General features: G+C 62.3%; 19 protein-coding genes. 11 read left to right on the forward strand and 8 right to left on the reverse strand.

All coding sequences use genetic code 11. From position 1 onward, the window contains the following. Positions 1-73 precede the first annotated feature (73 nt). Both C7450_RS29790 and C7450_RS29795 read left to right on the forward strand, forming a co-directional pair. Complete coding sequence (locus tag C7450_RS29790; protein WP_110378129.1) at positions 74-1,237, forward strand: glycerophosphodiester phosphodiesterase; 1,164 nt, start codon at positions 74-76, stop codon at positions 1,235-1,237. A 198-nt stretch (positions 1,238-1,435) separates the two neighbouring features. Beyond that, positions 1,436-2,398 carry a DUF4214 domain-containing protein gene (locus tag C7450_RS29795; RefSeq protein WP_170147513.1) on the forward strand — a complete coding sequence of 321 codons (963 nt, stop codon included), beginning with the start codon at positions 1,436-1,438 and terminating at the stop codon, positions 2,396-2,398. A 26-nt stretch (positions 2,399-2,424) separates the two neighbouring features. On the opposite strand, the gene C7450_RS29800 is transcribed toward C7450_RS29795, so the two are convergent. After that, on the reverse strand, positions 2,425-4,290 hold the full coding sequence (locus tag C7450_RS29800) for a CHASE2 domain-containing protein (RefSeq protein WP_170147514.1): 1,866 nt from the start codon (positions 4,288-4,290) through the stop codon (positions 2,425-2,427). 4 nt (positions 4,291-4,294) lie between these two features. Continuing rightward, a complete protein-coding gene (locus tag C7450_RS29805) occupies positions 4,295-4,858 on the reverse strand; it encodes a FecR domain-containing protein (RefSeq protein ID WP_110378162.1) in 564 nt (187 codons plus the stop codon). A 203-nt stretch (positions 4,859-5,061) separates the two neighbouring features. Between C7450_RS29805 and C7450_RS29810 the strand changes: the two genes are divergently transcribed. Continuing rightward, a complete protein-coding gene (locus C7450_RS29810; RefSeq protein WP_110378132.1) occupies positions 5,062-5,736 on the forward strand; it encodes a Crp/Fnr family transcriptional regulator in 675 nt (224 codons plus the stop codon). Positions 5,737-5,797: 61 nt separating this feature from the next. Here the strand turns inward: C7450_RS29810 and C7450_RS29815 are convergent, their stop codons facing one another. Beyond that, positions 5,798-6,898, reverse strand: a complete 1,101-nt coding sequence (locus C7450_RS29815; protein WP_245450221.1) for a class I SAM-dependent methyltransferase — start codon at positions 6,896-6,898, stop codon at positions 5,798-5,800. Between the two features lie 803 nt (positions 6,899-7,701). Here C7450_RS29815 and C7450_RS29820 point away from each other — a divergent pair. The 3 genes from C7450_RS29820 (at position 7,702) to C7450_RS29830 (ending at position 10,911) form a co-directional block, all read left to right on the forward strand. Further along, positions 7,702-8,265, forward strand: coding sequence for a cytochrome b (locus C7450_RS29820; RefSeq protein ID WP_110378134.1), 564 nt, complete (start codon positions 7,702-7,704; stop codon positions 8,263-8,265). A gap of 4 nt (positions 8,266-8,269) precedes the next feature. Then, entirely contained in the window at positions 8,270-8,965 is a 696-nt protein-coding gene (locus tag C7450_RS29825) for a VIT1/CCC1 transporter family protein (protein WP_110378135.1), read from the forward strand. 506 nt (positions 8,966-9,471) lie between these two features. Continuing rightward, positions 9,472-10,911, forward strand: coding sequence for a DUF4214 domain-containing protein (locus C7450_RS29830; protein ID WP_170147515.1), 1,440 nt, complete (start codon positions 9,472-9,474; stop codon positions 10,909-10,911). Here C7450_RS29830 and C7450_RS29835 read toward each other — a convergent pair. Further along, positions 10,872-12,032, reverse strand: a complete 1,161-nt coding sequence (locus C7450_RS29835) for a hypothetical protein (RefSeq protein ID WP_110378137.1) — start codon at positions 12,030-12,032, stop codon at positions 10,872-10,874. The two genes, C7450_RS29830 and C7450_RS29835, sit on opposite strands and share 40 nt — an antisense overlap. A gap of 369 nt (positions 12,033-12,401) precedes the next feature. Here C7450_RS29835 and C7450_RS29840 point away from each other — a divergent pair, with 369 nt between their 5' ends. From C7450_RS29840 to C7450_RS29855, 4 genes are all read left to right on the forward strand, one after another. Next, positions 12,402-12,683, forward strand: coding sequence for a DUF982 domain-containing protein (locus tag C7450_RS29840; RefSeq protein WP_110378138.1), 282 nt, complete (start codon positions 12,402-12,404; stop codon positions 12,681-12,683). 286 nt (positions 12,684-12,969) lie between these two features. Then, positions 12,970-13,293 carry a hypothetical protein gene (locus tag C7450_RS29845; protein WP_110378139.1) on the forward strand — a complete coding sequence of 108 codons (324 nt, stop codon included), beginning with the start codon at positions 12,970-12,972 and terminating at the stop codon, positions 13,291-13,293. 269 nt (positions 13,294-13,562) lie between these two features. Continuing rightward, positions 13,563-13,820, forward strand: coding sequence for a 30S ribosomal protein S21 (gene rpsU / locus C7450_RS29850; protein ID WP_210206574.1), 258 nt, complete (start codon positions 13,563-13,565; stop codon positions 13,818-13,820). 462 nt (positions 13,821-14,282) lie between these two features. After that, a complete protein-coding gene (locus C7450_RS29855; protein ID WP_110378141.1) occupies positions 14,283-16,823 on the forward strand; it encodes an arylsulfatase in 2,541 nt (846 codons plus the stop codon). Positions 16,824-16,953: 130 nt separating this feature from the next. Here C7450_RS29855 and C7450_RS29860 read toward each other — a convergent pair whose 3' ends face one another. The 4 genes from C7450_RS29860 to C7450_RS29880 form a co-directional block, all read right to left on the reverse strand. Continuing rightward, positions 16,954-17,298: a hypothetical protein gene (locus C7450_RS29860; RefSeq protein ID WP_110378142.1), complete on the reverse strand. Its 345-nt coding sequence runs from the start codon at positions 17,296-17,298 to the stop codon at positions 16,954-16,956. A gap of 715 nt (positions 17,299-18,013) precedes the next feature. Beyond that, positions 18,014-18,781, reverse strand: coding sequence for an SDR family NAD(P)-dependent oxidoreductase (locus tag C7450_RS29870; RefSeq protein WP_110378144.1), 768 nt, complete (start codon positions 18,779-18,781; stop codon positions 18,014-18,016). A 2-nt stretch (positions 18,782-18,783) separates the two neighbouring features. After that, entirely contained in the window at positions 18,784-20,079 is a 1,296-nt protein-coding gene (locus C7450_RS29875; RefSeq protein ID WP_170147516.1) for an extracellular solute-binding protein, read from the reverse strand. Between the two features lie 117 nt (positions 20,080-20,196). Further along, positions 20,197-21,399: an alpha/beta hydrolase family protein gene (locus C7450_RS29880; protein WP_110378146.1), complete on the reverse strand. Its 1,203-nt coding sequence runs from the start codon at positions 21,397-21,399 to the stop codon at positions 20,197-20,199. 389 nt (positions 21,400-21,788) lie between these two features. On the opposite strand from C7450_RS29880, the gene C7450_RS29885 reads away from it, so the two are divergent. Continuing rightward, positions 21,789-22,823, forward strand: coding sequence for a cupin domain-containing protein (locus tag C7450_RS29885; RefSeq protein ID WP_110378147.1), 1,035 nt, complete (start codon positions 21,789-21,791; stop codon positions 22,821-22,823). Positions 22,824-22,950 lie beyond the last annotated feature (127 nt).

Consider the following 22,950-nt stretch of genomic DNA (forward strand, 5'->3'; position numbering starts at 1 on the left):
AGCCGGAAAGGACGTTATTGAGCCGTCATATCCTCCATTTAGGGTGCGATGCACTACCCGGAGGGTCCTGACCATGCTTCGCTCGTCGCTGCTTGCTACCACTGCCACTATCGTCGCCTTCGCGATATCCGCACCATCCTTCGCCCAAAGCGCGGCCCCAAATCCGGCTTCCACCGCGACCGTGATCGCGCATCGGGGTGCAAGCGGCTATCGGCCGGATCACACCATCGAGGGCTATAAGCTCGCCATCGAGCTGGGCGCAGACTTCATCGAGCCCGACGTCGTCGCGACCAAGGATGGGGTGCTCATCGTACGCCATGAGCCGATGCTCTCCGGCACCACCGATGTCGCCCAGCGTCCGGAATTCGCCAACCGCAAGACTACGAAGAAGCTTGACGGTGTGGATGTCACGGACTGGTTCGCCGGCGATTTCACCCTTGCCGAGATCAAGACCCTTTTCGCCAAGCAGCCCATAGCGGGTCGCGACACGAGCTTCGACGGCAAATTTCGCATTCCCACCTTGCAGGAGGTCATCGATCTCGCGAAGTCGGAGAGCGCCCGGCTCGGACGGCCGATCGGGATCGCGCCGGAGACCAAGCATCCGACTTTCCATCAGCAAGCCGGCCTCGCGCTCGAGGACAAGCTCGTCGCCATGCTCGCGGCTGCAGGCTGGACGGCGAAGGACGCGCCGGTCGTGATCCAGAGTTTCGAAGTCGGCAACCTGAAATATCTCAACGGCAAGACGGATGTTCGGCTCGCCCAGCTCATCGATGCCGATGATATCGGGCCGGACGGCGAGATCGTGCTCGCCGTTCCGCTGGCACAGCCCTACGATCTCGTGGTCGCCGGTGACACGCGCAGCTTCAAGGACCTGGTGACGCCGGCGGGTCTGAAGGAGATCGCTACCTATGCCGATATCGTCGCGCCGTGGAAGCCTTACATTCTGTCGGCGAAATACACGGATGCCAACGGCGACGGCAAGCCGGACGACCTCAACGGCGACGGCAAGCTCGATTGGGCCGACCGCACGCTCCTGCCGCCGACCGACCTGGTGAAGAACGCCCATGCCGCGGGCCTCAAGGTCTACACCTGGACGTTCCGCGCCGAGCCGCGCAATCTCGCCTCGAACTTCAAGGGCGATCCGGTCGCGGAGATGCGCGCCTATATCGATCTCGGCGTCGATGGTGTCTTCAGCGACTTCCCGGATGTTGCCGTGAAGGCGGCACGGGGCCAGTAGTCACGCCCCATCCCCTTCCCAAACCCATCGGGGCCGGTTCGCGCGACAAGGCGCGGGCCGGCCTTTTGTTTGGGAGGTAGGATCAGAGGCGCTTTTTTTTAAGGGTCTGCGTGGACGCGCGAAAACGTCGCCCCCGGGGTAGGCGGCCCCTCGTCCATTTGGTAGTATTTTTTATTACCATTGGGGATGGAGGGGAACGTGGCCGAACTCACTCTCACCGAATATTTCAAAACGTCTGCCCATGATCTGGTCGATATCGCGGTGCCGGGCTCCATTACATACGGACTGGGTGGCAACGACAGGTTCCGGGCCAATACGGATGCGGTCTTTGTCGCCGCCGCGGGAGGTTGGGGGGACGATCTCTACGTGCCCGTTGGCGGTCTCATGATAGTCGCCGACCACGGCGGTGGTTATGATGTTCTCGACTTGAGTGAATTTTATAGCCTTAGTGATGCTATGACGAGTAGAACGATCGACGGCGGACGGCATCTTATGTTTGTCAACGAGACAACGAAGGCTGCTGTTATTGTCGCCAATTGGCGCGATGCCAACTATAAAGTCGATGAATTTCATATAGTCGGGCAAGTATCCTATATTGATCAACTCATTCAGGTCTTCGAGCAAGATCCCACCATTCTTCCTGATCTCAAATTTGCCGATCTGGCGACGGCCTATGGCGGAAAGTTTGCCGCCGTCGCCGACAAGGCCAAATTCGAGGCGATGTTGGGCCTCATCGGCAGCCATGACCTCGCGGCCACGCTACAGGCCGAAGCCCAGGGCGTCGGCCGTGTCTATGAGGCCGGTCTCAATCGCATGGCTGACATTGCCGGGCTCAACTTCTGGTACGACGCCTATATGGGATGGGGGCGCGACAAGATAACGCTCGCGCGGGCGATCATCGATAGCGCCGAATTCCAGCAGAATTTTGGAAACGCCTATACGCAATCGGCGGAAGACTACATCAATGTTCTCTATCTCAATGTATTGGGCCGAAAGAGCGACGCGGCCGGTGCCTTCTATTGGACGGAGTTGTTGAATACGGGTGCCCTCTCGCGTGAAGGTGTGCTGATGGCCTTCGCCGACAGCGCCGAGAACATGGTGCAAAGCGCCTATCTCGCCGGTATCGTCGATGCCGGCGGCGGAGAATGGGCCTTCAGCTGAGCGCGGCCGGACAAGGAATGGCCCGTTCAGGGATGTGACGGTGCGGCTGCCGGGACGCCGGGCCGAATGGCGATCGGCTGGTTGCGGCCGCGGATTGGCACTTCGATGGCGGGGGGAAAGCGATCGAGCAGGTCGAGGCTGCCTGCCGCCCGTACGATGTCGTCCGTGACGACTGTGCTCACCTTCAGACTCTTAGCGATTTCCTGCAGGCGGCTTGCCACATTCACCGTGTCGCCGGTCGCGGTGACCTGCTGGTGGCTCTGCCCCCCCAGCCGCGAGATGATCACCGGGCCGAAATGCGCGGTAATGCGGGCATGCGGCCTTTCGCGGTCGTCCGTTGCCGTCGGTGCAGCCCAGGCTTCCAGTTTGTGGCGGAGATCTTCGAGCGCGCGCAGGGCGCGGGCGGCGTCATCGTCGTGATGCTCGGGGAAGCCGAAGAGGATCATTGCGCCGTCCCCCATGAAGGTGACCACGAAGCCGTCATGGGAATCGACCACCTCGTCGACCAGCCCATGGAAGCTCTTCAAAAGCTCGCGCGTGCGGGCCGGCCCCCAGGCTTCGGACAAGCCTGTGTAGCCGGCGAGATCGACGAACAGCACGGCAGCATCCTGCGCGATCGGCTCGACCAGGAAGGCGGGGTCTGTTGTCAGCCGCGCAGCGATGGGGCGCGGCTGAAACGGCATCAGGCGCTTTTCCACCCCGGCAAGATAGTGGACGGTCCTGCGCTCCTGCCACAGGCGCACTGCGCCATAAGCCGCCGCAACGGGCAACATCGCGACGAGGGGCAGCGTCGTGCTGAGCCAGTAGCCGTGGGCATAGGCCGCCAGGGAGGCCAAGACCCAGGCGATCGCCAGCAGCACGCAGAGCCCGAGCCCCGCCACGGGCCGGCGCATGGCGATGAGGACGACGGCGGTCACTGCGAGGATCGCCGCCACGGCTGCGTCCAGCCAGCGCGTCTCGCGATTGCGTAGGAGGGCGTCGCCGGCGAGAAGATTGCCGATCGCCGTCGCCAGCACCTCCGCGCCCGGCACGACAGGTGAGAAGGGGGTGGGAAAGGTGTCGCCACTCCCGGTTGCCGTGGTGCCGATGATGACGGTGCGGCCGGAGACGTCGGGTGGCGAAGGCCCGATGAATTTCGTGGCGCTGATCGTCGGTATCGTGCCCTGCGGTCCATAGAAGCGAAGAGCCAGGTTCTGGCCGAGGTCGAGCGGGATGCTCCGGTCGCCGAGCGCGAGGCTCTCGCCGTCGAGACGCGGCGCCACGCCGGTCGCCAGCGCGGCAGCGAGCAGGACGAAGGAGGGAACCACGCCGTCCGGCCCACGGTAGATCATCGGCACGTGCCGGGGCATCCCGCCGACATCGGTGACGATATTGACGAGCCCGACCTCCGCCGCTGACGCGAGCGGCGCCACAGGCCACATCATACTGCGCGGACGTGGCACCAGGCCGATGATCTCGCCGGTTGTCGGCCTTTGCGGTTCGCTCCCGTCGAACAGACCGGCAGCGGCGATCACCGCCGGCAGTTGGCTCAGGGCCTTGGCGAGCGCCTGATCTTGCACGGGGGTGCTGCGATCGACAAAGAGGAGGTCGATGGCGAGCGCCTTCGGTTGGCGACGGGCGATCGCATCGATCAGTGTCGCCAGCTTGTCGCGGGGCAGGGGAAAGGCGCCCATCTGCCGAACGGTCTCATCGTCGATGGCGACGATGATGACCTCCGGCGGAGGCGTCTTGCCCGGCGCCATCAACGCGCGCAGATCGAGCGTCACCGCCTCAATACGGTCGAACACGCTGGCGCGCCCGGCGACATGCCAGTGGATGACATAGGCCGTCCATCCGAGCGCCAGCGTGATCGCAAGAGCCAAGGAGAGGAGTTCGGCCTGGCGGCGGCGCATGGGATCAGCGCCCGAAGCGGGTAAGCAGCGCTGCCACCCGCGGCGCCCCCCAACGGGTGACAACCAGCGGGGCGCTGCCCGGGACGACATCCACGCCTTCGCCCGCTGACAGGACGACGCCACGACCGCCCTCAGTGCGTGTGACGCCGACGCGGCCATCGCGGACGAAGACGTCGCTCTGGCCGGGTTTGACATCCACAGCCCAGGTGGTGCCGCGGACTGATGCCACCGCGTGCGGGGTCTGCACCTGGAAACGTCCCCGGCTGCCGGACCGTTGATAGGCGACGAAGACCGCGCCCACGCTCACCTCCACGGCATCCGGCTCTCCGTCGCCGTTGTCGTCGACGAGCCCGGCGCTCGCGCCCTGCGCCACCTCGATCGTCACGCTGCGGCAGCGCAGGACGGTTTGACCGGCCGAGCCCGCGCTTGTCGCACAGCCGGCCGTCTGCGCCTGAGCGGTCCCTGACTGCATGAGGCCGATGCCGGCGACAAGCGATGTGGCAACAAGGCCGACGACTCGCGTGAGGCGCGCTGCCTGCCAGGGAAGGCTGTCGCGAAGGGTAATCATCAATGCCACTCCATTGGCCGCTTTGCCTGCGCGGGGATTGATCCACATGCTGACGGCCGGTTGTGAATGTTCTGCGCAATCCGAGCTCGCGGTGGGAGACGCGTTGCGCGAGCCTCGCGATTGTCTCACGAAAGTTCCGGTCTTTCACCCATATCCGGCAATGGCTATACAATCCTGATCGTTCTGCCGATGGAGTGTCGTCGATGCAGAAGAACGAACATCATCGCTGGCTTGCCTCGTCCGCCATCTTCGGCGGGCTCGATGAGGCTTGCCTCGCACGGATCGCGCGCGAGGCGCAGGCTGTGACCTTCCCTGCCGGGGCCTGTCTGTTCCGGCAGGACGATGAAGCCGATGGCCTGTATATCCTGTCGGCGGGCCTGGTTCGCATCCACATCGGCCACCGCGATGGACGCGAGCTGACATTGGCCTTGCTCGACCCCGGCGATGTGATCGGCGAGATCGCGCTGCTCGACGGGCTACCACGAACCGCAACGGCCACCGCCCTGGCGCCGACACGCACCGTGTTTGTCGGACGCAAGGCCTTTGTTCGGTTGTTGGCGGAGATACCCCAGCTCGCTGTCCATGTGATCCTGGTGCTGTGCGACCGCCTGCGGCAGAATACCGAGCAACTCACCGCAAACGCATTTCTCGATCTGCGCCACAGATTGCTGAAGGTGCTGCGCGACCTCGCCGTCGCCCACGGCCAGATCGAGGCGGAGCGCGCGACCGTGCCGACGCGTTTTACGCAGACCGACATCGCCCAGATGCTCGGCGTCACACGTGAGGCTGTGAACAAGCAGTTCCGTGCCCTCGCGCGCGACGGTGTCATTGAACTGACGCCGGGCGCCATTGTTCTGATCCGCCCGCGAGAGAACTGAGCGACGGAAGCTCGGCAGACTATCGGGATCCTGCGATTTCCGTCGCAAGGTCCCGACAGTCTCAGGATACCCGTGCGATGAAATAGGCATTCATCGGGTCATGCGGCAGGCGATGGACAACGATGTCGGTGAAGCCGGCCTCGCGCAACATCTGTTCGGCGAGCTCCACGCCCCACATGGCACCGAGCCCCGCCCCGCCCTGGCCAAGCGAAACCGCCATGCAGTGCATGCACGAAACCGTATAGAGGAAGGATCCGAGGGGCCGTTCGCCGTTCCGTTCAAGATGGCTGGAGCCATCGATGTCCTGCATCAGGTAGACGCCCTCCGGCTTCAGCGCCCGCGCAAAGCCCGCCAGCATACCGGCCGGATCCTTCTGGTCGTGGACCGCATCGAACGTCGTTATGAGATCGAAGCGCTGAATTTCGTCATAGGCTGTCATATCCCGGACATCGAACCGCAGGTTGCTCAGCCCTGCCGCAGCAGCCGCTGCGCGCCCCACCGCCAGCGCGTCGTCGTTGAGATCATAACCGACGAAACGCGAGCGGGGGAAACGCTGCGCCATGGCCACGAGCGCGCGGCCCGAGCCGCAGCCCGCATCGAGCACGTCGATGCCGGTCTCGAGCCGCTCCGGAAGTTCCGATGCCAGCGGCAGGATGTGCTCAAAGAGGGGAGCCACGACGGTCTGGGCGCTTTCCTCCGCCATCAGGCCATGAAAACCCGCGTATTCACAGTAGCGCGTGCCGCCGCCGCGGCGAAAACGCTCAATGATGGCATCTTCCGAGCGCGAAAGCATCGGCACCCACTGTGCCGACACCGCCAGATTGTTCGGGCTCGCCGCCCGCGTCAGCCATGCCGCATGTTCGGCGGGCAGATGGTAGAGCTTCTTGAAGGGATTGTAGCTGACGATCCCGGCCGTCACCATTGCGCCGAGCCATTCCCGGACATAGCGCTCGTCGAGGCTGGCGGCCTCGGCTATCGCGCCGGAGGTTGCCGCCTTCATCGGCCCCATGACATCGAAGAGACCTGTCCGATGCCCGACCGAGGTCATCAGGGTCACGGCCGCCTCATTGATGCTGTTCATCATGCGTTCGGCAAAGGCTTCCGAACGAGCGTTGTCGAATGATGCCGCACCTGATTGCGTGGTATTGTTCTCAATGCTCACTGTCACACTCCCTGTGCGATCGCCGCGCCATGATGGGCTGGCGATGCTGGAAGTGAACGGTATGCGCATCGGACGGCATGCGCTGTGAACGCGTTCACGCAAGAGAAGCGGCCCCAGCCACATGGATCGGTCCTGGGGGGAGGGGATCGTGTAGCTGGAGCCTACCCTCGGGGGGAGGGCGCGTTGAACCTAGCATGGCTTGCTGAATACCGCCTGAATAGTGGCGACCCGATCGTGCGAAAATCGGATGATCCTTGGCGGGGTCCGCTTCGTGCCAACACCGTCAATGCCGAGGGGCAGCTAGTTACGCCTGCCGCAATGGCCATGGGAATTGCGTCTTGCGGAATTCTTGTGAGCGTCACAGAAAATATAAAAGATAATTTATCGAAATTCGACATATACTAAAGTTAGTATAACAACATATACTATATAACAATTTATAAATGTAGTGAATATGCCATGTCAACGGACGAAAATTGTTTGCAATTATTATTGAATGATACGATTCAGCCGCGAGTGCAGCCGTTGTCGGTTCTCACGCTGCGCGATCGGGGAGGTTGTGTCACAACAAAGCCTAAATTAGAATGAATCTAAAGAGTGCTGTGCTAGTGGTTCGACTCCGACATTTGCATCCGCCTGATACCACCCTCGGAGCCAATGTCGGAGTCAAGAGAACCACTAGCAAGTTAATGGTTTTAGTGGAGCTTTTGAATTTGACATTTGATCTGGAGCCTCATGTCTGGCGGGACTCAAATGTCAAATTCGCTCCACTAGGGCACTTCTCCTGCTACGGAAAGACCACGATGGTTGACGAGTCTCCTGCCCGTTACGATGCCACCACGATCAGGCTGCATTGGTTGACGGCGTTCATTGTTTTGCTGCTTTGGATCCTCGGTCAGATCTCGGATTTGTTTCCCCATGGGCCCATCAATAGTGGTCTTTGGTCAATCCACGTCGTTATGGGCTTCGTGCTCGTGCCTCTCGTTGTATTTCGCGTGTTCTGGCGTCATACCGGCGGCACAAGGCTCGATCGAAGCGGTTACGGCGCCCTCTATGTCATGACAAAAGGGGCGCATTACGTGCTGCAAGGCTTGCTGATTCTGGCGATCGCGCTCGGGGTCGCGAATGCGTTTATTCGCGGCTATAATCTGTTCGGAATTGTTAGTCTGCCGCATGTTGGCGATCCGGCACTGCGGCGTCCGGTGACAGGCGCGCATGAGTTGGCGGCAAATTTACTGCTTGTACTCGTTGCCCTGCACGCCGCTGTCGCGCTGTTCCACCATTATGCCCTCCGGGATGACGTGCTCCAACGCATGCTGCCGGGATGGCGACGGTCTTCGAAAGCGGCAGGGCTGACGAAGGGGTAACGGCGTGTTTCATCCCCATAGGGAAAACCATCTCGTTGAACGGATCGGCTGGCTGCGGGCGGCGGTGCTCGGAGCCAATGACGGGATTATCTCGACGGCGAGCCTGGTTGTCGGCGTGGCGGCGGCGGCGACCGCGCCCAGCGAGATCATCGTGGCCGGGATCGCAGGCATGATAGCGGGTGCCATGTCGATGGCTGCGGGGGAATATGTCTCGGTCAGCTCGCAGGCCGATACGGAGCGGGCGGACCTGGCACGTGAGCGCCGGGAATTGGCCGCCGATCCCCGGGGCGAGGAGGAGGAGCTTGCCCAGATCTATGTCGGGCGTGGGCTTGCGCCGGCCCTTGCGCGCGAGGTCGCGGTCCAGCTCATGGCGCATGATGCTCTTGAAGCGCATGCGCGTGACGAGCTCGGGATAACCGCGACCGCGACGGCGAGACCTGTTCAGGCGGCTCTCGCCTCGGCTACGACCTTTACCACCGGGGCTATCGTGCCCATCCTGGCGGCGATCGCCTCACCGGCTTCCATGGTCGTACCCGTCGTCTTCGCCGTATCGGTTGCGCTTCTTGCCCTCTTGGGTGCACTCGGCGCCCGAGCCGGGGGAGCAAGCTTGCTGAAACCGACCCTCAGGGTGGCCCTATGGGGCGCGTTGGCGATGGCTGTTACAGCAGGTATTGGTGCCCTGATCGGGAAGGCTGTCTGAGGCGATCCGGGGGAATAGGCCGCAAGGCTTCCCATTCGAAACGCGATTGTCCGCGCGGTCGCTGCTGGCTGGCCGGGATCGATGGGCCGCCGGCTCGGCTGGCGATCTTCGCCGTTCTTTCCTCTCCGCGCTGCGGGAAAATCCCCGCAACAGGCCGGGTTCCGACGGGCTGCTGGTGCGGGCAGCACGGTGTCGGCGATCGCGGCCGGGCAGCCCGTAACGATTGAGGCCGTCCTGGGTCAAGGCAAGCATTTCCGGTGAACTCCGGTTCACCGGACATACTCTAAGTCTTTGTTTCTACGCATTGTCTTCACGCGAACCGGTGTCCACTTCGCTCGAAAATGCTCTAGGCGATTTCGACAATCTTCCAAAAAAAGCCATTCATTTCCAAGGCATCGCGGCCGTGCGTTCGCTACGTTGCGGGATACCACGCCCAACAATGTCCGACGGTCTAATCGTCGATTGGTGATAAAATGAATGCTTTTGAAGCTCTGAATGAGACAGAATTGACCAGCGGTGATGATCACATCATCGGATCCGCAGAGAGCGACGTGATAAACGGCCTCCTGGGGGTTGATACATTCGTTGTCGATGGCATCCGCAGTCAGTTCGATGTCACATTTGTCGGCGGCATCGCCTATCTGACTGACAACGTTACTGGGAATGTCGACAAGCTCGCCAATATCCAGAAAATCCAGTTCGACGATACGGTCATTGACTTGTTTGCAGCTGATCAGGCCGAAATCGCCGCTCTCTACAAAGTCATTCTCGGACGCGATGCGGACGATGCCGGCTTGGCGTTCTGGAGCGAGCAAAGCGCAAAAGGCATGAGTCTGAGCGATATCGCGCATGCCTTCGTTGATGCGGCCGAGTTCGAGCAGCCGAGTGCTGAGGTCGCGGTGAGCCGGCTTTACGCCGATATCCTAGGCCGAGAGCCCGATCCTGCGGGGGCCTCCTATTGGGCTGGCGTGATCACCGACGGCGCCTCGTTCGCCACGGTGGCGGAAGCCTTCATACGCAGCGCGGAATTCGCGGATACGGCGGATACGGTGTTTCCGCAATCAGCCTGGGCCGCTTCGACGCCTTGGCCAGACGACGCGACCGTGGTGTTCGGCGAGACCGACGGCGATGTCACCGGCACGGCCGCGCTCTCGAACCATACGCTCACGCAGGCGGGTGACAAGCTCGTCGTCTTCGGCGATGCCACGGGGCGGCTGCTCGACGAGGTGCACGGTGGCCACGACACCATCGTGGGCGGCATCACCGCCCCAGGTGGACAGAACTGGCTGATCGGAGACGCTCTCGATATCCTCGACAACGCCTTCGGCGGCAATGACACGCTACTTGTGAATGACAACGGCTTCGCCGGGACCTTCACCCTCATCGCCGATGCCTTGTTCATCGGCGGAGCTGGCCGTGGAGGGAACGATGAACTGATCGGGGTGTCGTCGCCGTCGGCCCAGAATATCCTGTATGGTGACGCGATCGACCTGGGGGCGGGTTCTACCGGTGGCAATGACAGGATCAGTGCGGGCAACGTCGGGGCGGACAGCGGTGTCACCAACTATCTGTATGGCGATGCCAAGACCCTGGCGGCGGGGGCTCGCGCGGGCGACGATGTCCTGATCAGCGGGTCCGGCAATGACGAGATATGGGGCGATGCCGCCGAGGTCGAGACGGGCGCGATCACCGGACACGACATCTTTGTGTTCGGACCAGGCAGCGGCAAGGATATCATCCATGATTTCCAGTCGCGCCAGGACAGGATCGACGTCAGTGCCTATGGAATCCATAGCCTTTCCGAACTCATCGGAAAGATCCAGCCCTATGGCTCCCACGGGGAGAACATCCGCATAGATTTCGGCGATGGCAATCAGGTGCTCGTGATTGGCCTTCCCGCCCGCGCCTATGGCAGCAGGGATTTTATCTTCGCGGTCGACGAATAGAGGTCGCGCGCGGCGGGCCGGCGTCCCTCCAAGGGCGCCAGCTTGTCCAGCGCCAGTCCCAAGGCACGCTGGTCCTCGGGTGGGACATCGATCAAGGAGCCGTCGCGGTTGCCCAGCACGAATGCGATTGTGCGCTCGGCGAAAGTGAGCCGCTCGTCACCCCCCTGGTAGCCGAGCAACGCCAGCCATTCATCGACGACATGGGGTTCAGGCGCGGCATAGCCGGAAAGGCTGCCGATCGTCCCATTGTTGTAGTCGCGGATGAGCAGGAAACGGCTTGTCATCAACCTTCCGTCAAAATCGATGACCGCCGATCCGCTGAGCAAGCCGGCGAGAAGGCTGGCTGGGAACGGCGGCATGTGCAAATTGAGCATCCACTTCCGTCGCGCGAAATCCGCATACAGGATAGCTTGCGCATATCTGTCGTCGGTGACCATTTCGCCTGAAAGAACAAGTGAGCGATCAAACAGGTTTTCTCGGTAGGTGATCATCGAGCGATGACCATCGAGCAGGGTGATGTCGACATGCCCCACCACCAACTGGCCCGCCTCCAGGGGAGACCACGCGGGAGAGATAGCCAGGTAGCGTCCCGGCAGGACATGTTCCGCCAGCCATTGCGAAGCGGGATCGCCTGATACTGCTATCGTCTCCAAGGCTGCGTCAGCGGCGGCGGCTGGCTGGGCAACCTGTAGCACGCGGCTGATGGCGGTCTCGGACAGGGCGTATGAGATGCGTAGGGCCTCCGAAAACTCCACGATGGAGGATGTAGCGATGAAGGTCGGCGTGAGATGCCCGCCAAGAACCGCGGCCCAGTCCGAATAGACACTCGACAGTCGCGGTGTGGCCTTCCCCTTGAGCCATTTATAGGCATTTTGCGGGGTGAACGCCGTCAGGGCGTTCACAGAGGAAAACCGCGCGCAGATCTCCTTATGTGTCGTGCAGTTCAGGGCAAGGGACGTGAGTTGCAGCTTGGCTGCCAGAAGCGCGCGTGTATCGTCGCCGATACGGTCGGCATTCAGGCTCGGAGAGGTGAGCGTCCCCTCCGGGCGCGGGGAATGATGGCGCTCACCCGCCGCCTTCGGTCGCTTGGCTACGGCCTCGTCAAACCTGTCCTCCGCCATCAATCCCCACCCCCAAGGAAATTACCTGCTGCGCATGCCACGGCGTCCACCGCCGGTCAACTTACGCCAAAGTCATCGCATTCCACGCCGGCGCCGGCCGGAAGAGCAAGGATGTGCCCGTCGGGACAGCCTGTTCGCCGGATGCTGTTCAAGATCCGGTCTGCCGTCACCGCCGTGCTATCCATCAGTTTGCAAGGTTCATGGGCCTCGGCCCCTGTGAAGCCTGCCGCCCGCCTGCCGCCGATTGATGCGCCGAGGAGCCGTTCTTTCGCCCCTATGGCCCAGGTGAGGAGCCATGCAAACGCAAAGGTTGCATGGACGCCTAACGCAAACCTTGTGTTGTGGATCGTATGGGCCTATAATGAATAAATGAAGAACATGAAAGACGATCTCGATTTCGCGACTCCGGTCTATGTCAATATGTCGGCTGACCCTGTATTGAACGCGAAGCAAGCTAACATATTGCTGAACGCAAACTGGCCATTAATTCATATTCTCGACACGCGGGGCATGGAGCCAGAGCCTCTCAAGCGGGCGCGCCATGCCTGTGCAATCGCTTCGATCAGTGGATCGCGCAGGGACATTGAATATGCGCGCGAAAAATTCGAGCGTGCGGCACGCAGCGCGGGCGTTCTCGTCGATAACGGCTAGAGCAAATCCGTCTTGGATGGAAGCGTCTGATGCCATCTAAGATGTTGAATTTGCTCGTCAGTTTTCGAGCGTTGCCAAGTCCGCGACAGACGGGCTTGCTCTAGGCTCAGGTCCCTTCATCGGGTCGAAATGGAGCCGCTCGGCCGATGGAAGGCCACCGACCTTCGCGTCACTCCCGGTATCGCTTTGCCGATTTTGGCGCCAATTCCATCATATTGATGGATCCTGACGCGAGCTTCATGTTTTTCCCTAATTAATTCTGATTCATTGAAAAGTGAGTATTGTGATGACAAGAGAGATGCGTACTATACGCCAGATTGAAATGATGTTGGTCCAGAGTGTTCGCAGCCGTCCGCGTTGCGGAGAGCTTCAGGCTGTCAGTATTGAACGCTGCCGGAGCGACATTGGCCCGAACTGGCGCTTGCTGAATTTCAATCCAGGCGGTGGGCCCTTCTCCGATGTCCTGACGCAATTGACCCAGGAGGCGCGACGGCTTGGAAGGCTCTTTGACGTGGGTGAGCACTCCGAAGCCCGTCGCGCGGCGGTTCCGCCGGAGCTGACCTTGTCAGAGCGCACATTCGGGAAAGCGGTTCAGCAGCATATCGGCTGATCCCCGAGACGACGGCGTCCTCCGGCGCAGCCCGGCAGCATGACGCGGGAACAGGACGGCGCTGACGCCAAGGAACGGGACGACGTTGCGCGGAACGGGTGCCTTTGCGGAAGGCGCCAGGCGACCGTCGGCGCGCTGAGGCCTCCGTCCTTCGAGATCGCGGGTGCATTCGTCGGGGATATCGCTATGCTGCGGCTCTCACGCGCCAGACATCCTGTCTGGCCGCATAGCCGGCGCAGGTCCGCTGCCGGCACATGTTAGGAGACGCATTGCAAGTTCTCGTCCGCGACAACAACATTGATCAGGCCCTTCGTGTGCTCAAAAAGAAGATGCAGCGCGAGGGCCTCTTCCGAGAGATGAAGGCCCGGCGAGCCTACGAAAAACCCTCCGAGAAGCGTACCAGAGAGAAGGCCGAGGCCATCCGGCGCTCGCGCAAGGTCGCCCGCAAAAAGGCGCAGCGCGAAGGCCTCCTCCCGCCGCCCAAGAAAAAGCCGATGGATGCCCGCCGCCTCGCAAGGCCGGCCTAGCGCAAGTCGGTCTGATGCGGACTTTCTTCGCTCAACGATAGACGTGAAAATTTACCGACTTGGATGGTATAAGGCGATTCCATGCAGGTCGGATTTGCTCGCGCAGACCTTTTAGGAGCAGCGCGCGCCACGCGCGCGCTCGCGAGCCCCGCGGTTCGGCGGGGATGTTTCGCGAGTGTTGTCCTCTGCCCGTCCTCTCCGGTTTATCCCCTGACGAGCGCGGCACCGGCAGAGTTCCGATCGACCCGATCGTGTAATCACCTCCCGCGATGCAATGAAACCTCATTGTGAGCTTGCGTGGCGGCAGTTCCGCCGTTGCGAGAACGCCCTTTTGATGTGAGTCAATGTGGGGACGCAGTCCATCGCTACCTTTGTTATCCCCTATACGTGGCACCCGGGAATAAATAGCACGTCCAGTGTGGCGGTGTCCGTTGGCAATATTGGATCCGGGAGAGCTTTGCGATGAGATTGCATCGGACCGTTATGACGGCCATCACCGCCTCGTTGCTCGTGTCGGCTTCGGCGCTTGCCCAGCAGATCACCGGGACACCGGGCTCACCGAGCGCGACGACGACGATTGACGGGAGACAGCTACCGGCACCTGATCCAAGGTTCGGCGGGGTCATCAAGGAGGATGCCCTGCAATCCAGGCCCTGGTGGGCACCGCGGATCGTTCCTCCCAAGACCGCTCCGAACGTTCTGCTGATCGTCACCGACGATGCCGGATTCGGGGTCCCGAGCACCTTCGGCGGTGTTATTCCGACACCGACGATGGACAGCGTCGCGAAGGAGGGCTTGCGTTACAACAGGGTCTTCTCGACCGCGCTGTGTTCGCCGACGCGGGCGGCGCTCATCACCGGGCGCAACCATCATTCGGCCGGTTTCGGCGTGGTTTCGGAGCAGTCGACGGGTTTTCCTGGCTACAACAGCGTGATCGGCAAGGACAAAGTCACCATCGGGCGCATCTTGCTGGATAACGGCTATGCGACGTCATGGTTCGGCAAGGATCACAACACGCCAGCCTTCGCGGCGAGCCAGGCCGGCCCCTTCGACCAGTGGCCGACCGGCATGGGCTTCGAGTATTTCTACGGTTTCGTCGGCGGCGACAGCAACCAATGGCAGCCAAACCTGTTCCGCAACACGACGCAGATCTACCCGTTTCTCGACAAGCCGCCTGGGACCTGGAACCTCGTCACGGCGATGGCTGACGATGCCATCGACTACATGACGCGCATTCATCAGACGGATCCGTCGAAGCCCATCTTCATCAAATATGCGCCCGGGGCCACCCACGCGCCGCACCATCCAACAAAGGACTGGGTGGACAAGATCAGCGCGATGCATCTGTTCGACGACGGTTATGAGAAATTGCGTGAGCGCATCTTCGACAACCAGAAGCGGCTCGGGGTTATCCCTAAGGATTCGAAGCTGACGCCCTGGCCGAAGGACATGCTGAAGCCCTGGGATGAGCTCGGCGCGGAAGAAAAGAAGCTTTTTATTCGACAGGTTGAAGTCTTCGCTGCCTATGCGGCCTATAATGATCATGAAATCGGGCGCGTGATCCAGCAGTTCAAGGATCTCGGCAAGCTCGACAACACGCTGATCATCTACATCAACGGCGACAACGGCACGAGCGCCGAGGGCGGGCCGCTCGGCACGCCCAATGAGGTAGCGTTCTTCAACGGCCTGAGCGAGCTGCCTGTCGCGGAGCAGATGAAGTTCTACGACGTCTGGGGCACCGAGCAGACCTATAACCACATGTCCGCCGGCTGGTCATGGGCTTTCGATACGCCTTTCGACTGGTTCAAGCAGAACGCGTCCAGGCTCGGCGGCGTCAACCAGAACATGGTCGTGTCCTGGCCTGCGCGCATCACGGACAAGGGTGCCCTGCGCGAGCAGTTCATACATGTCATCGATGTCGTGCCCACCATCCTTGAGGCGAGCAGCATTCGTGCCCCCGAGATCGTCGACGGTATCAAGCAGGCGCCGATCGAGGGCACAAGCTTTCTCTATACATTCGATGCGCAGAACGCGAAGGTCGCGTCGCGCCACAAGACCCAGTATTTCGAGATGATGGGCCAGTGGGCGCTCTATGACGACGGCTGGCTGCTCAGCACCAAGGTGAACCGTGCGCCGTGGCAGGCCTTCGGGGTGGCGAACCCGGACCCGCTGAACAATCAGATATTCCAGCTCTACGATCTGCGGAAGGACTTCACCCAGGCTGACGACATCGCCGCGCAATACCCGACAAAGGTTGCGGAGATGCGCAAGAAGTTCGTAGCGGAAGCCAGGAAGTACAACGTGTTCCCGCTGGACGCTTCAGTCGCGGCGCGTCTCGTCACACCACGCCCGAGCGTTACGGCTGGCCGCACCAACTTTGTCTATACCCGGCCGATGGTCGGTTTACCCCAGGGCGACTCGCCATCCCTGTTGAATACGTCGTACACCATTACCGCCGATATCGATGTGCCGGAAGCGGGCGCCGAGGGGATGATCTTGACCTCGGGTGGGCGCTTCGGCGGGTACGGCTTTTACCTGCTCAAAGGCAAGCCTGTCTTCCTGTGGAACCTGGTTGACCTCAAGCGTGTCAAATGGGAAGGCGCTGACGCCCTGACAGCCGGTAGCCATACGCTGGAGTTCGACTTCACCTACGATGGCCTCGGCGTGGGTACGCTGGCCTTCAACAATCTCAGCGGACTTGGCCGGTCGGGCACCGGTACGCTCAAGGTGGACGGCAAGGCGGTCCAGACCATCAAGATGGAGCGAACGCTGCCCATGATCCTGCAATGGGATGAGAGCTTCGACATCGGCTCCGATACGCTCACCGGCGTGAATGACGACGACTATCAACCGCCGTTCGCGCTGACCGCGAAACTCAACAAGCTCACCATTGCGATCGATCGTCCGCAGCTGTCGCCGCAGGACATCAAGACGTTCGAGAAGGCAGAAGCCGAGGCGCTTGATGGCAAGCCGCTGCGCAACGTGCAGCCCGGGCCGCAGTGAACCGGCCTGTTGGCGGCCCTGCGCGGAAAACACCAGGGTCCAAGCCTGCCCAAAGTGAGAGGCGGGCAGATGAGATGGCGCCTGGCCTATCCGGGCGTCACGCTCCCCCGCGCTGGCGGGGGAGCGGATATCATGAGGTTTTTGCCGCCGACAGGGCGTCAGCGCATGCTTTTGCGACGCCTGAACGCGGAGCGTCCTGGCCGGGAACGGTGGCCCAGCCCCCCTTGCTGATGAAATCGTCCCGTTGCCAACTGCTGATCTTCATAAACTCAGCCAGCTTCTCGGTTGCATTGGCTTGCTGCGTGAAGTTGTTCACACAGACGGGCGTCAGAACCGCTATGATACGTTGGTTGGTCATCTGATTGGCGGCGGATTGTGTTTTCCAGCCGCCCCAACCGAAACCGACGACGGCGAGGATAACGGCGCCAACCAAAGCCCCGATGATTGCGGGCTTTGTTTGGGTTGGGACTTGCATATCGGTATCCTTTGGAACCGAAGAGAAATCTCCTCGTTCGTGAAGCTAGCACGTATCGGCCGGCAACAGTGCAATTGTTTCCCGCCGCGAATTCTGCGGTCAGCTTCTGACGCATTCGGCGCTGCCGGAGATCAAGCTGCCCGCATGGCCTCGGAAAGGACGCTGGCCGCGATGAACGACCGATTTATCATTTTGGTCGTGCTGAATTCGCGAGCCTTTGCGTATCGGGTCTTGAATAAGTGCTGCATGGGCACGATGTGCGGATAGCCGCTCGCACAGGCGGGCGAAGGAGAGGAATGGCCATGCGGATTCTCATTCTGGGGGCCATGCTCCTTCCAATTGTCCCGAGTGTGTGTTTCGCCCAGACGGGGCGCGCTCCCTCGTACAGCGTCGAGGAGCAAAAGTTCCGCGATGAAGGGGAAGCGCGCGGCGCCAGCGCACGCGCCGAACAATCGAAGCGTGACGCAGCCTGGGACCGCAAGGCCAAAGCGGCCGTGGGTGGGATCTGCACCGGCTGTGACGTGCCTTCGCCGGGCCGGGCGCGCTAACCGATCCAACGTCAGGCCTGATGGCCGACCGATCCGCCACCCGTCCTTGTCTAGGGTGGCGTGTCTTGGGCTCCGCGTCTTGGGGCCCGTGTCTTGGAGGCCGTGTCTTGGGCCCCGCGCCTTGCGCGGCCCCCGGAGCGGCAATGGCCCTGAAGCGGCCGTGCCGATCACGCCATATAGAGGCCGCCGTTGACGTCCAGGGTGGCGCCGGTGATGTAGCTGGCGAGGCCGGAGGCCAGGAAGACCGTGGCGCCGGCCACGTCCTCGGGCGTGCCGGTGCGTCCGAGCGCGATCTCTTTCAGCGCCTGGGCGCGCACTTCGGCCGGGGCCCCGGCGTGTTTCTCGCCCCAGTCGATCCAGCCCGGGCAGACGCAGTTCACGGTGATGCCATAGGGCGCGCATTCCCGCGCCAGACCCTTGCTGTAGCCGATCAGGGCCGCCTTGGCGCCCGCATAGGTCGGTGATGGCGAGCGGAAGGCCTTGCCGCTGCGGCCGGTGACGGAGCTGATGGCGATGACGCGCCCGGTGCGGCGCTCCTTCATGCCCGGCAGCACGGCGCGCGCGGTGGCGACGAAGCCGCGCACGTTGAGATCGAACACCCGCGCATATTCGGCGTCGGTGGTTTCGGTCATCGGCTTGGCCGTGCCCACCCCTGCATTGCTGACAAGAATATCGACCTTGCCCCAGCGGGCGATGGAAGCCGCAACCGCCTCGTCGACGCAGGCCGAGTCGGTGACGTCGCAGCGCACCGCGAAGGCATCCGCTCCACGCGCCCGTGCCTCGGCTGCCACCGCCTCGGCCTCCTCACGCGCCGCCGCCCAGGTGACGGCGACCTGGGCGCCGGCCTCGGCCAGCATCAGGGCGATGCCGCGACCGATGCCGCGTGACGATGCGGTGACGAAGGCCACCTGGCCGGTGAGATCGATGGACAGCATGCTCAAGCCTTCAGGAGTGGGGTGATCTTGGATCTCAGTTCCTTGACGGCGTCGGCCGGCGTCATGACGCCCACGAGAACGCCCTGGCTGGTCTGCATCATCACGTCGGCGGCGCGCTGCGCCTCCGCGAAGATCGGCAGGGGCGGGCGGGCATGGGGCAGCACCGCCGCCTCGATGCGCGCTTGCGGCACGGCGGCCACCAGGCGCGGATCGGCATAGACGGAGCTGCGTACGGGGCCGTTGCCGTTGAGGGCCTGGCGCAGGGTGCCGTCGCGGCCGGTGAGCGCGCGGATCAGCGACCAGGTGAGGTCCTTGTTCTGCGCGTTCTTCGGAATGGCCACCGACCAGAAATCCGAAGTGGCGACCAGCGGCACCTTCTCCTTGACGGCGGCCGAGGCGACCATCGGCACGAGCTTGATCTTGCCGGGAAACTGCGACTTCTTCGGGTCGTTGAAATCCGCGTAGCGCCCCATGATGGCAAGCGCCATGGCGACGCGGCCGTTCTGGATCATGGTGAAGACGTCGTCCTGGGACATGGCCGACATGGTGCGCGGCAGGATCTTCTTCTCGAACATCGTATGCAGCGTCTGGAACATGGCCACCATGCCCGCCTCGTTCGGCAGAAGTGTCAGGTCCGGTGCAATCAGCGGCGCGTCATAGGCGAAGGCCATCGTCAGGAAGTTGAAATGCGAATTGCCCTGGAAGGCGAAACCATTGACCGCCGTGCCATCCGGCCGGCGATAGGTGAGCCGGCCGGCGAAATCGATGAGTTCCTCCATGGAGGTCGGCGGCCCGGCGATGCCCTGCTCGGCGAACAACGCCTCGTTGTAGAACAACCCGACGGTGGCGTGGCGGATGGGGATGGCGCGCAGGCTGCCGTCGATGGTCACGGCCTTGACCATGCCTGCGGCGACATCGGAGAAGTCCTCCACGGGCGCCGCCGTCATATGCGGGTCCAGAGGCTCGAGCAGGTTGAGCAATCGCGGCGAAATCGCCGTGTTGAGCACATAGGCGGCGTCGATCGACGTCTCGCCCAGAACGAGTTCCCGCTGAAGCCTGTCATGCAGCGGGGCGTTGTCCAGCGTGATCCACGACAAGGGACGGCCGTTGCGCTTCACCCAGTCGGCGGTGACGTCGCCGCCCGGCCGGTCGGCGCTCGTCGCGACCTGCTGGTGGACGCGGTGTGACAGGATATTGAGGGCGGGCGCCTCGGCCCTGGCGGCCCTCCCGCCGAGGCCGGCCAGGCCCGTTCCTGCGGCGGCAGCGATCAAGGCACGGCGAGACAGAGTTCTCCGCACGACATCCTCCCGGTCGATGGTTCTGGGCTCTTCTGGGGCCAGCCCGCGGACTTTAGCAGGGTTCAGCCTTCTGTCATCGACCAATTCGGCGCCTGCCGCTCTGCCTGCCGGGCGCCTTCAGTGGCCGTCGAACCAGACCTTCCACTGCGACACGGCCTTGGCGAACGTGCCGCGATGCGTCGTCGCGCCAGTCGAGATCGCCTCCACGCCGTCGTTTCCGAACGTCTTCTGGTATGTCATCGGCAGCCGGCCGAGGTCGGTTCGGACAATCTCGTCGGCGTCTCCGTAATAGGCGCGGACCGGTGTCCGGATCACCCAGCGGTAGGCATGCGTCTGCGCGACGAGGCGCCCAAAGGCCGAATTGAGGAAGAATTGCGCATCAAAGTATTCGGGACGAACCAATTTGTGCAGATCCGTCGGCACGTCGGAGATCTCAAAAGGCTTCCGTTCATAGATCTTGCGCGCGACGTCGTAATAGGCATCCGCGATCACCGACCGCGCAAGCCCTGGGACGCCGTAGTAATTCTCGAATGAGAATGGCGTCAGGATGTAAAGGATCGAGGCCCAGTCGGCATCGATCGTGCGCGGAAACTGCAGGAAGCCGGTGAGGAATGGCAGGATGTCGACCGGTGCACTTGCCGTCCCCACGGCCTGGACGGGGACGCCGATAGCCTCAAGCCGCTCAAGCATGGCGAAGGTCACGAAGCCGCCTTGCGACCAGCCGCTCAGGAAGAGTTTCGTCGCGGAGAGCTTCATGGCGGCAATGACGGCACGGCTCGCGACCAGCATGTCGGAAGTCGCCTGCTGATGGCTGGCCTTCACGCCATAACCCTCCGGTTCGGAGGAGGCGCCCATGCCGAAATAGTCCGCGCCGATGACCAGATAGCCCTGCCCGGCGAACTGGGCGAGCATGAGCTGGGTTTCCTGCGACTGATCCGGATACGATGGCACCTGTTGTTTCCCGTAGACGGTGCCGTGCTGGTAGGAGACCATCGGAAAGGCGGTATCCGTCGTGTCGGGCACCGCGAGCAGGCCCGTGGCGATGATCGGCTTGTTGCCACGCTCCGGAACCACGGACGGGTAGGTCACGCGGTAGAGTTTCACGGCGTTGCGCGCCGGGGTGTAGCTCACCGGAATGCCCGCGAAGGCGGGCATGTCGTCCGTCAGGATCGTGTTGAGCTTGTCGGCGTCCCAACGCGCCAAGAACTCATAGGTTACGCCGGATGATACGCTGACCGGTCCGCCTTGGGCGCTCCCCGGCGTCGGAACAAAGGCAAGCGATACTGCGAGAAACGCGAGGGCGCGGATCAACAAGACCATTCAGGCCTCCAATACTGGCTACCCCCCTCCTAAGCTATTCGGCGTAAATAGTCCCTGACCAGATTACGATGCGCCGCATGAATGTACGCCCTTGAGCCATGACGGACATTTGATCCGCGTCCCATCCCGTCACGAACGCAGGTCTCCGCCGCGCTCGCCGGGGTGGCGCATGAGCTGCCTCGGGCGGGGTTGCGGGATGTGGTCTCCGCGGCGGCTTGAAAGCCAGGCCCCGGACCACCGCACCGGACGGATATACGTAAGGACTATTCCGCTGAGAGTGATTCTGAGTCTTCATAGGTGTTCATCGCGGCACGCAGGAGATGTATTTCGATCCCTGTTGCCTCCTGACCGATCTATCCTCAAGGCCCATCCGGACGAGGGAACCTGATATGCACGCATCGACGCATAAGACATCCCTTTCGAACGGCCGTGTCGTTCACGCCTCCGATCTTGGTCGCGTCACCCAGGTGAACGCCGATGACTTGCGGATCATGAAGGGCCTTTCGATCAAGAAGCTGACCTTGGCGCCGGGCGCTATCCGCGCGCCGCACTGGCACGCCAATTGTGTGGAACTCGGCTATTGCCTCACAGGCGAGGCGCTGGTGACGGTGCTGGGCACGCGGGATTTCTACTCCGTTTTCACGATCACCGCGGGCCAGATGTTCCATATTCCCTCCGGCGCCTTGCATTGCATCGAGAACATCGGCGCTGCGCAGGCGGAATTCATCATCGCCTTCCGCCATGAGCGGCCGGAAGACTTTTCGCTGCAAGGAACCTTCGGTGCCATGAGCGACGCGACCCTCGGCAACGCCTACGACTTGCCAGCCTCGGCTTTCGCGCCGATGGAGCGAACCACCGAAGGCGCCTATCTGGTCAAGCGACAGGGGGCGCCGGCCATACCCGCCGACGCCGGGCGCGAGGCCGCCCATAAGTTCGATATCGAGGCTCAGCCGGCGATGCTGCACCCGAGCTACGGCGCCGCGCGGCTGGGGCGCGCGCAGTTCTGGCCTGCCTTGACCGATATCGCCATGTATTCGCTCCACGTGACACGGGACGGCATGCGTGAGCCGCACTGGCATCCCGAAACGGCGGAGATGGGCTATGTCCATACCGGCCATGCGCGCATGACCATCCTCAATCCCGACGCCTCGACAGACAGCTGGGATCTCGCGCCGGGCGACGTCTATTTCATCCCGCGCGCCTATCCGCATCACATCGAGGTGCTCGGCGCGGACGAGATGCATTTCCTCATCTTCTTCGACCAGCCGATGCCCGGAGATATCGGGATCCGCACGGTCCCGGCCGCATTCGCGCCGGGCGTAATGGCCGCAGCGCTCGGCATCCCCCAGGATCAATTGCCGGCCTTTCCGCATATCGTGGCCGATCCCCTCATCGTCGCGCGTGTCAACCCGCAGAGCACTTAGAGCAAATCCGATTGAGATGGAATCGTCTGTTTCCATCTAAGCCGATGAATTTGCTCGTTAATTTTTGGGCGCCGCCAAGTCCGCAAAAGACGGACAGGCCCTTTGGTCGCGCTTTATCGGCCGGGCT

The organism is Chelatococcus asaccharovorans (genome assembly GCF_003201475.1).
Classification (GTDB): Bacteria; Pseudomonadota; Alphaproteobacteria; order Rhizobiales; family Beijerinckiaceae; genus Chelatococcus; species Chelatococcus asaccharovorans.

Coding starts and splice junctions, on each gene's coding strand:
- C7450_RS29855 (WP_110378141.1), top strand. CDS start 14,283: ATGAGATTGCATCGGACCGTTATGACGGCCATCACCGCCTCGTTGCTC.
- C7450_RS29810 (WP_110378132.1), top strand. CDS start 5,062: ATGCAGAAGAACGAACATCATCGCTGGCTTGCCTCGTCCGCCATCTTC.
- C7450_RS29845 (WP_110378139.1), top strand. CDS start 12,970: ATGACAAGAGAGATGCGTACTATACGCCAGATTGAAATGATGTTGGTC.
- C7450_RS29835 (WP_110378137.1), bottom strand. CDS start 12,032: ATGGCGGAGGACAGGTTTGACGAGGCCGTAGCCAAGCGACCGAAGGCG.
- C7450_RS29870 (WP_110378144.1), bottom strand. CDS start 18,781: ATGCTGTCCATCGATCTCACCGGCCAGGTGGCCTTCGTCACCGCATCG.
- C7450_RS29800 (WP_170147514.1), bottom strand. CDS start 4,290: ATGCGCCGCCGCCAGGCCGAACTCCTCTCCTTGGCTCTTGCGATCACG.
- C7450_RS29885 (WP_110378147.1), top strand. CDS start 21,789: ATGCACGCATCGACGCATAAGACATCCCTTTCGAACGGCCGTGTCGTT.
- C7450_RS29880 (WP_110378146.1), bottom strand. CDS start 21,399: ATGGTCTTGTTGATCCGCGCCCTCGCGTTTCTCGCAGTATCGCTTGCC.
- C7450_RS29790 (WP_110378129.1), top strand. CDS start 74: ATGCTTCGCTCGTCGCTGCTTGCTACCACTGCCACTATCGTCGCCTTC.
- C7450_RS29805 (WP_110378162.1), bottom strand. CDS start 4,858: ATGATTACCCTTCGCGACAGCCTTCCCTGGCAGGCAGCGCGCCTCACG.
- C7450_RS29820 (WP_110378134.1), top strand. CDS start 7,702: ATGGTTGACGAGTCTCCTGCCCGTTACGATGCCACCACGATCAGGCTG.
- C7450_RS29860 (WP_110378142.1), bottom strand. CDS start 17,298: ATGCAAGTCCCAACCCAAACAAAGCCCGCAATCATCGGGGCTTTGGTT.
- C7450_RS29840 (WP_110378138.1), top strand. CDS start 12,402: ATGAAGAACATGAAAGACGATCTCGATTTCGCGACTCCGGTCTATGTC.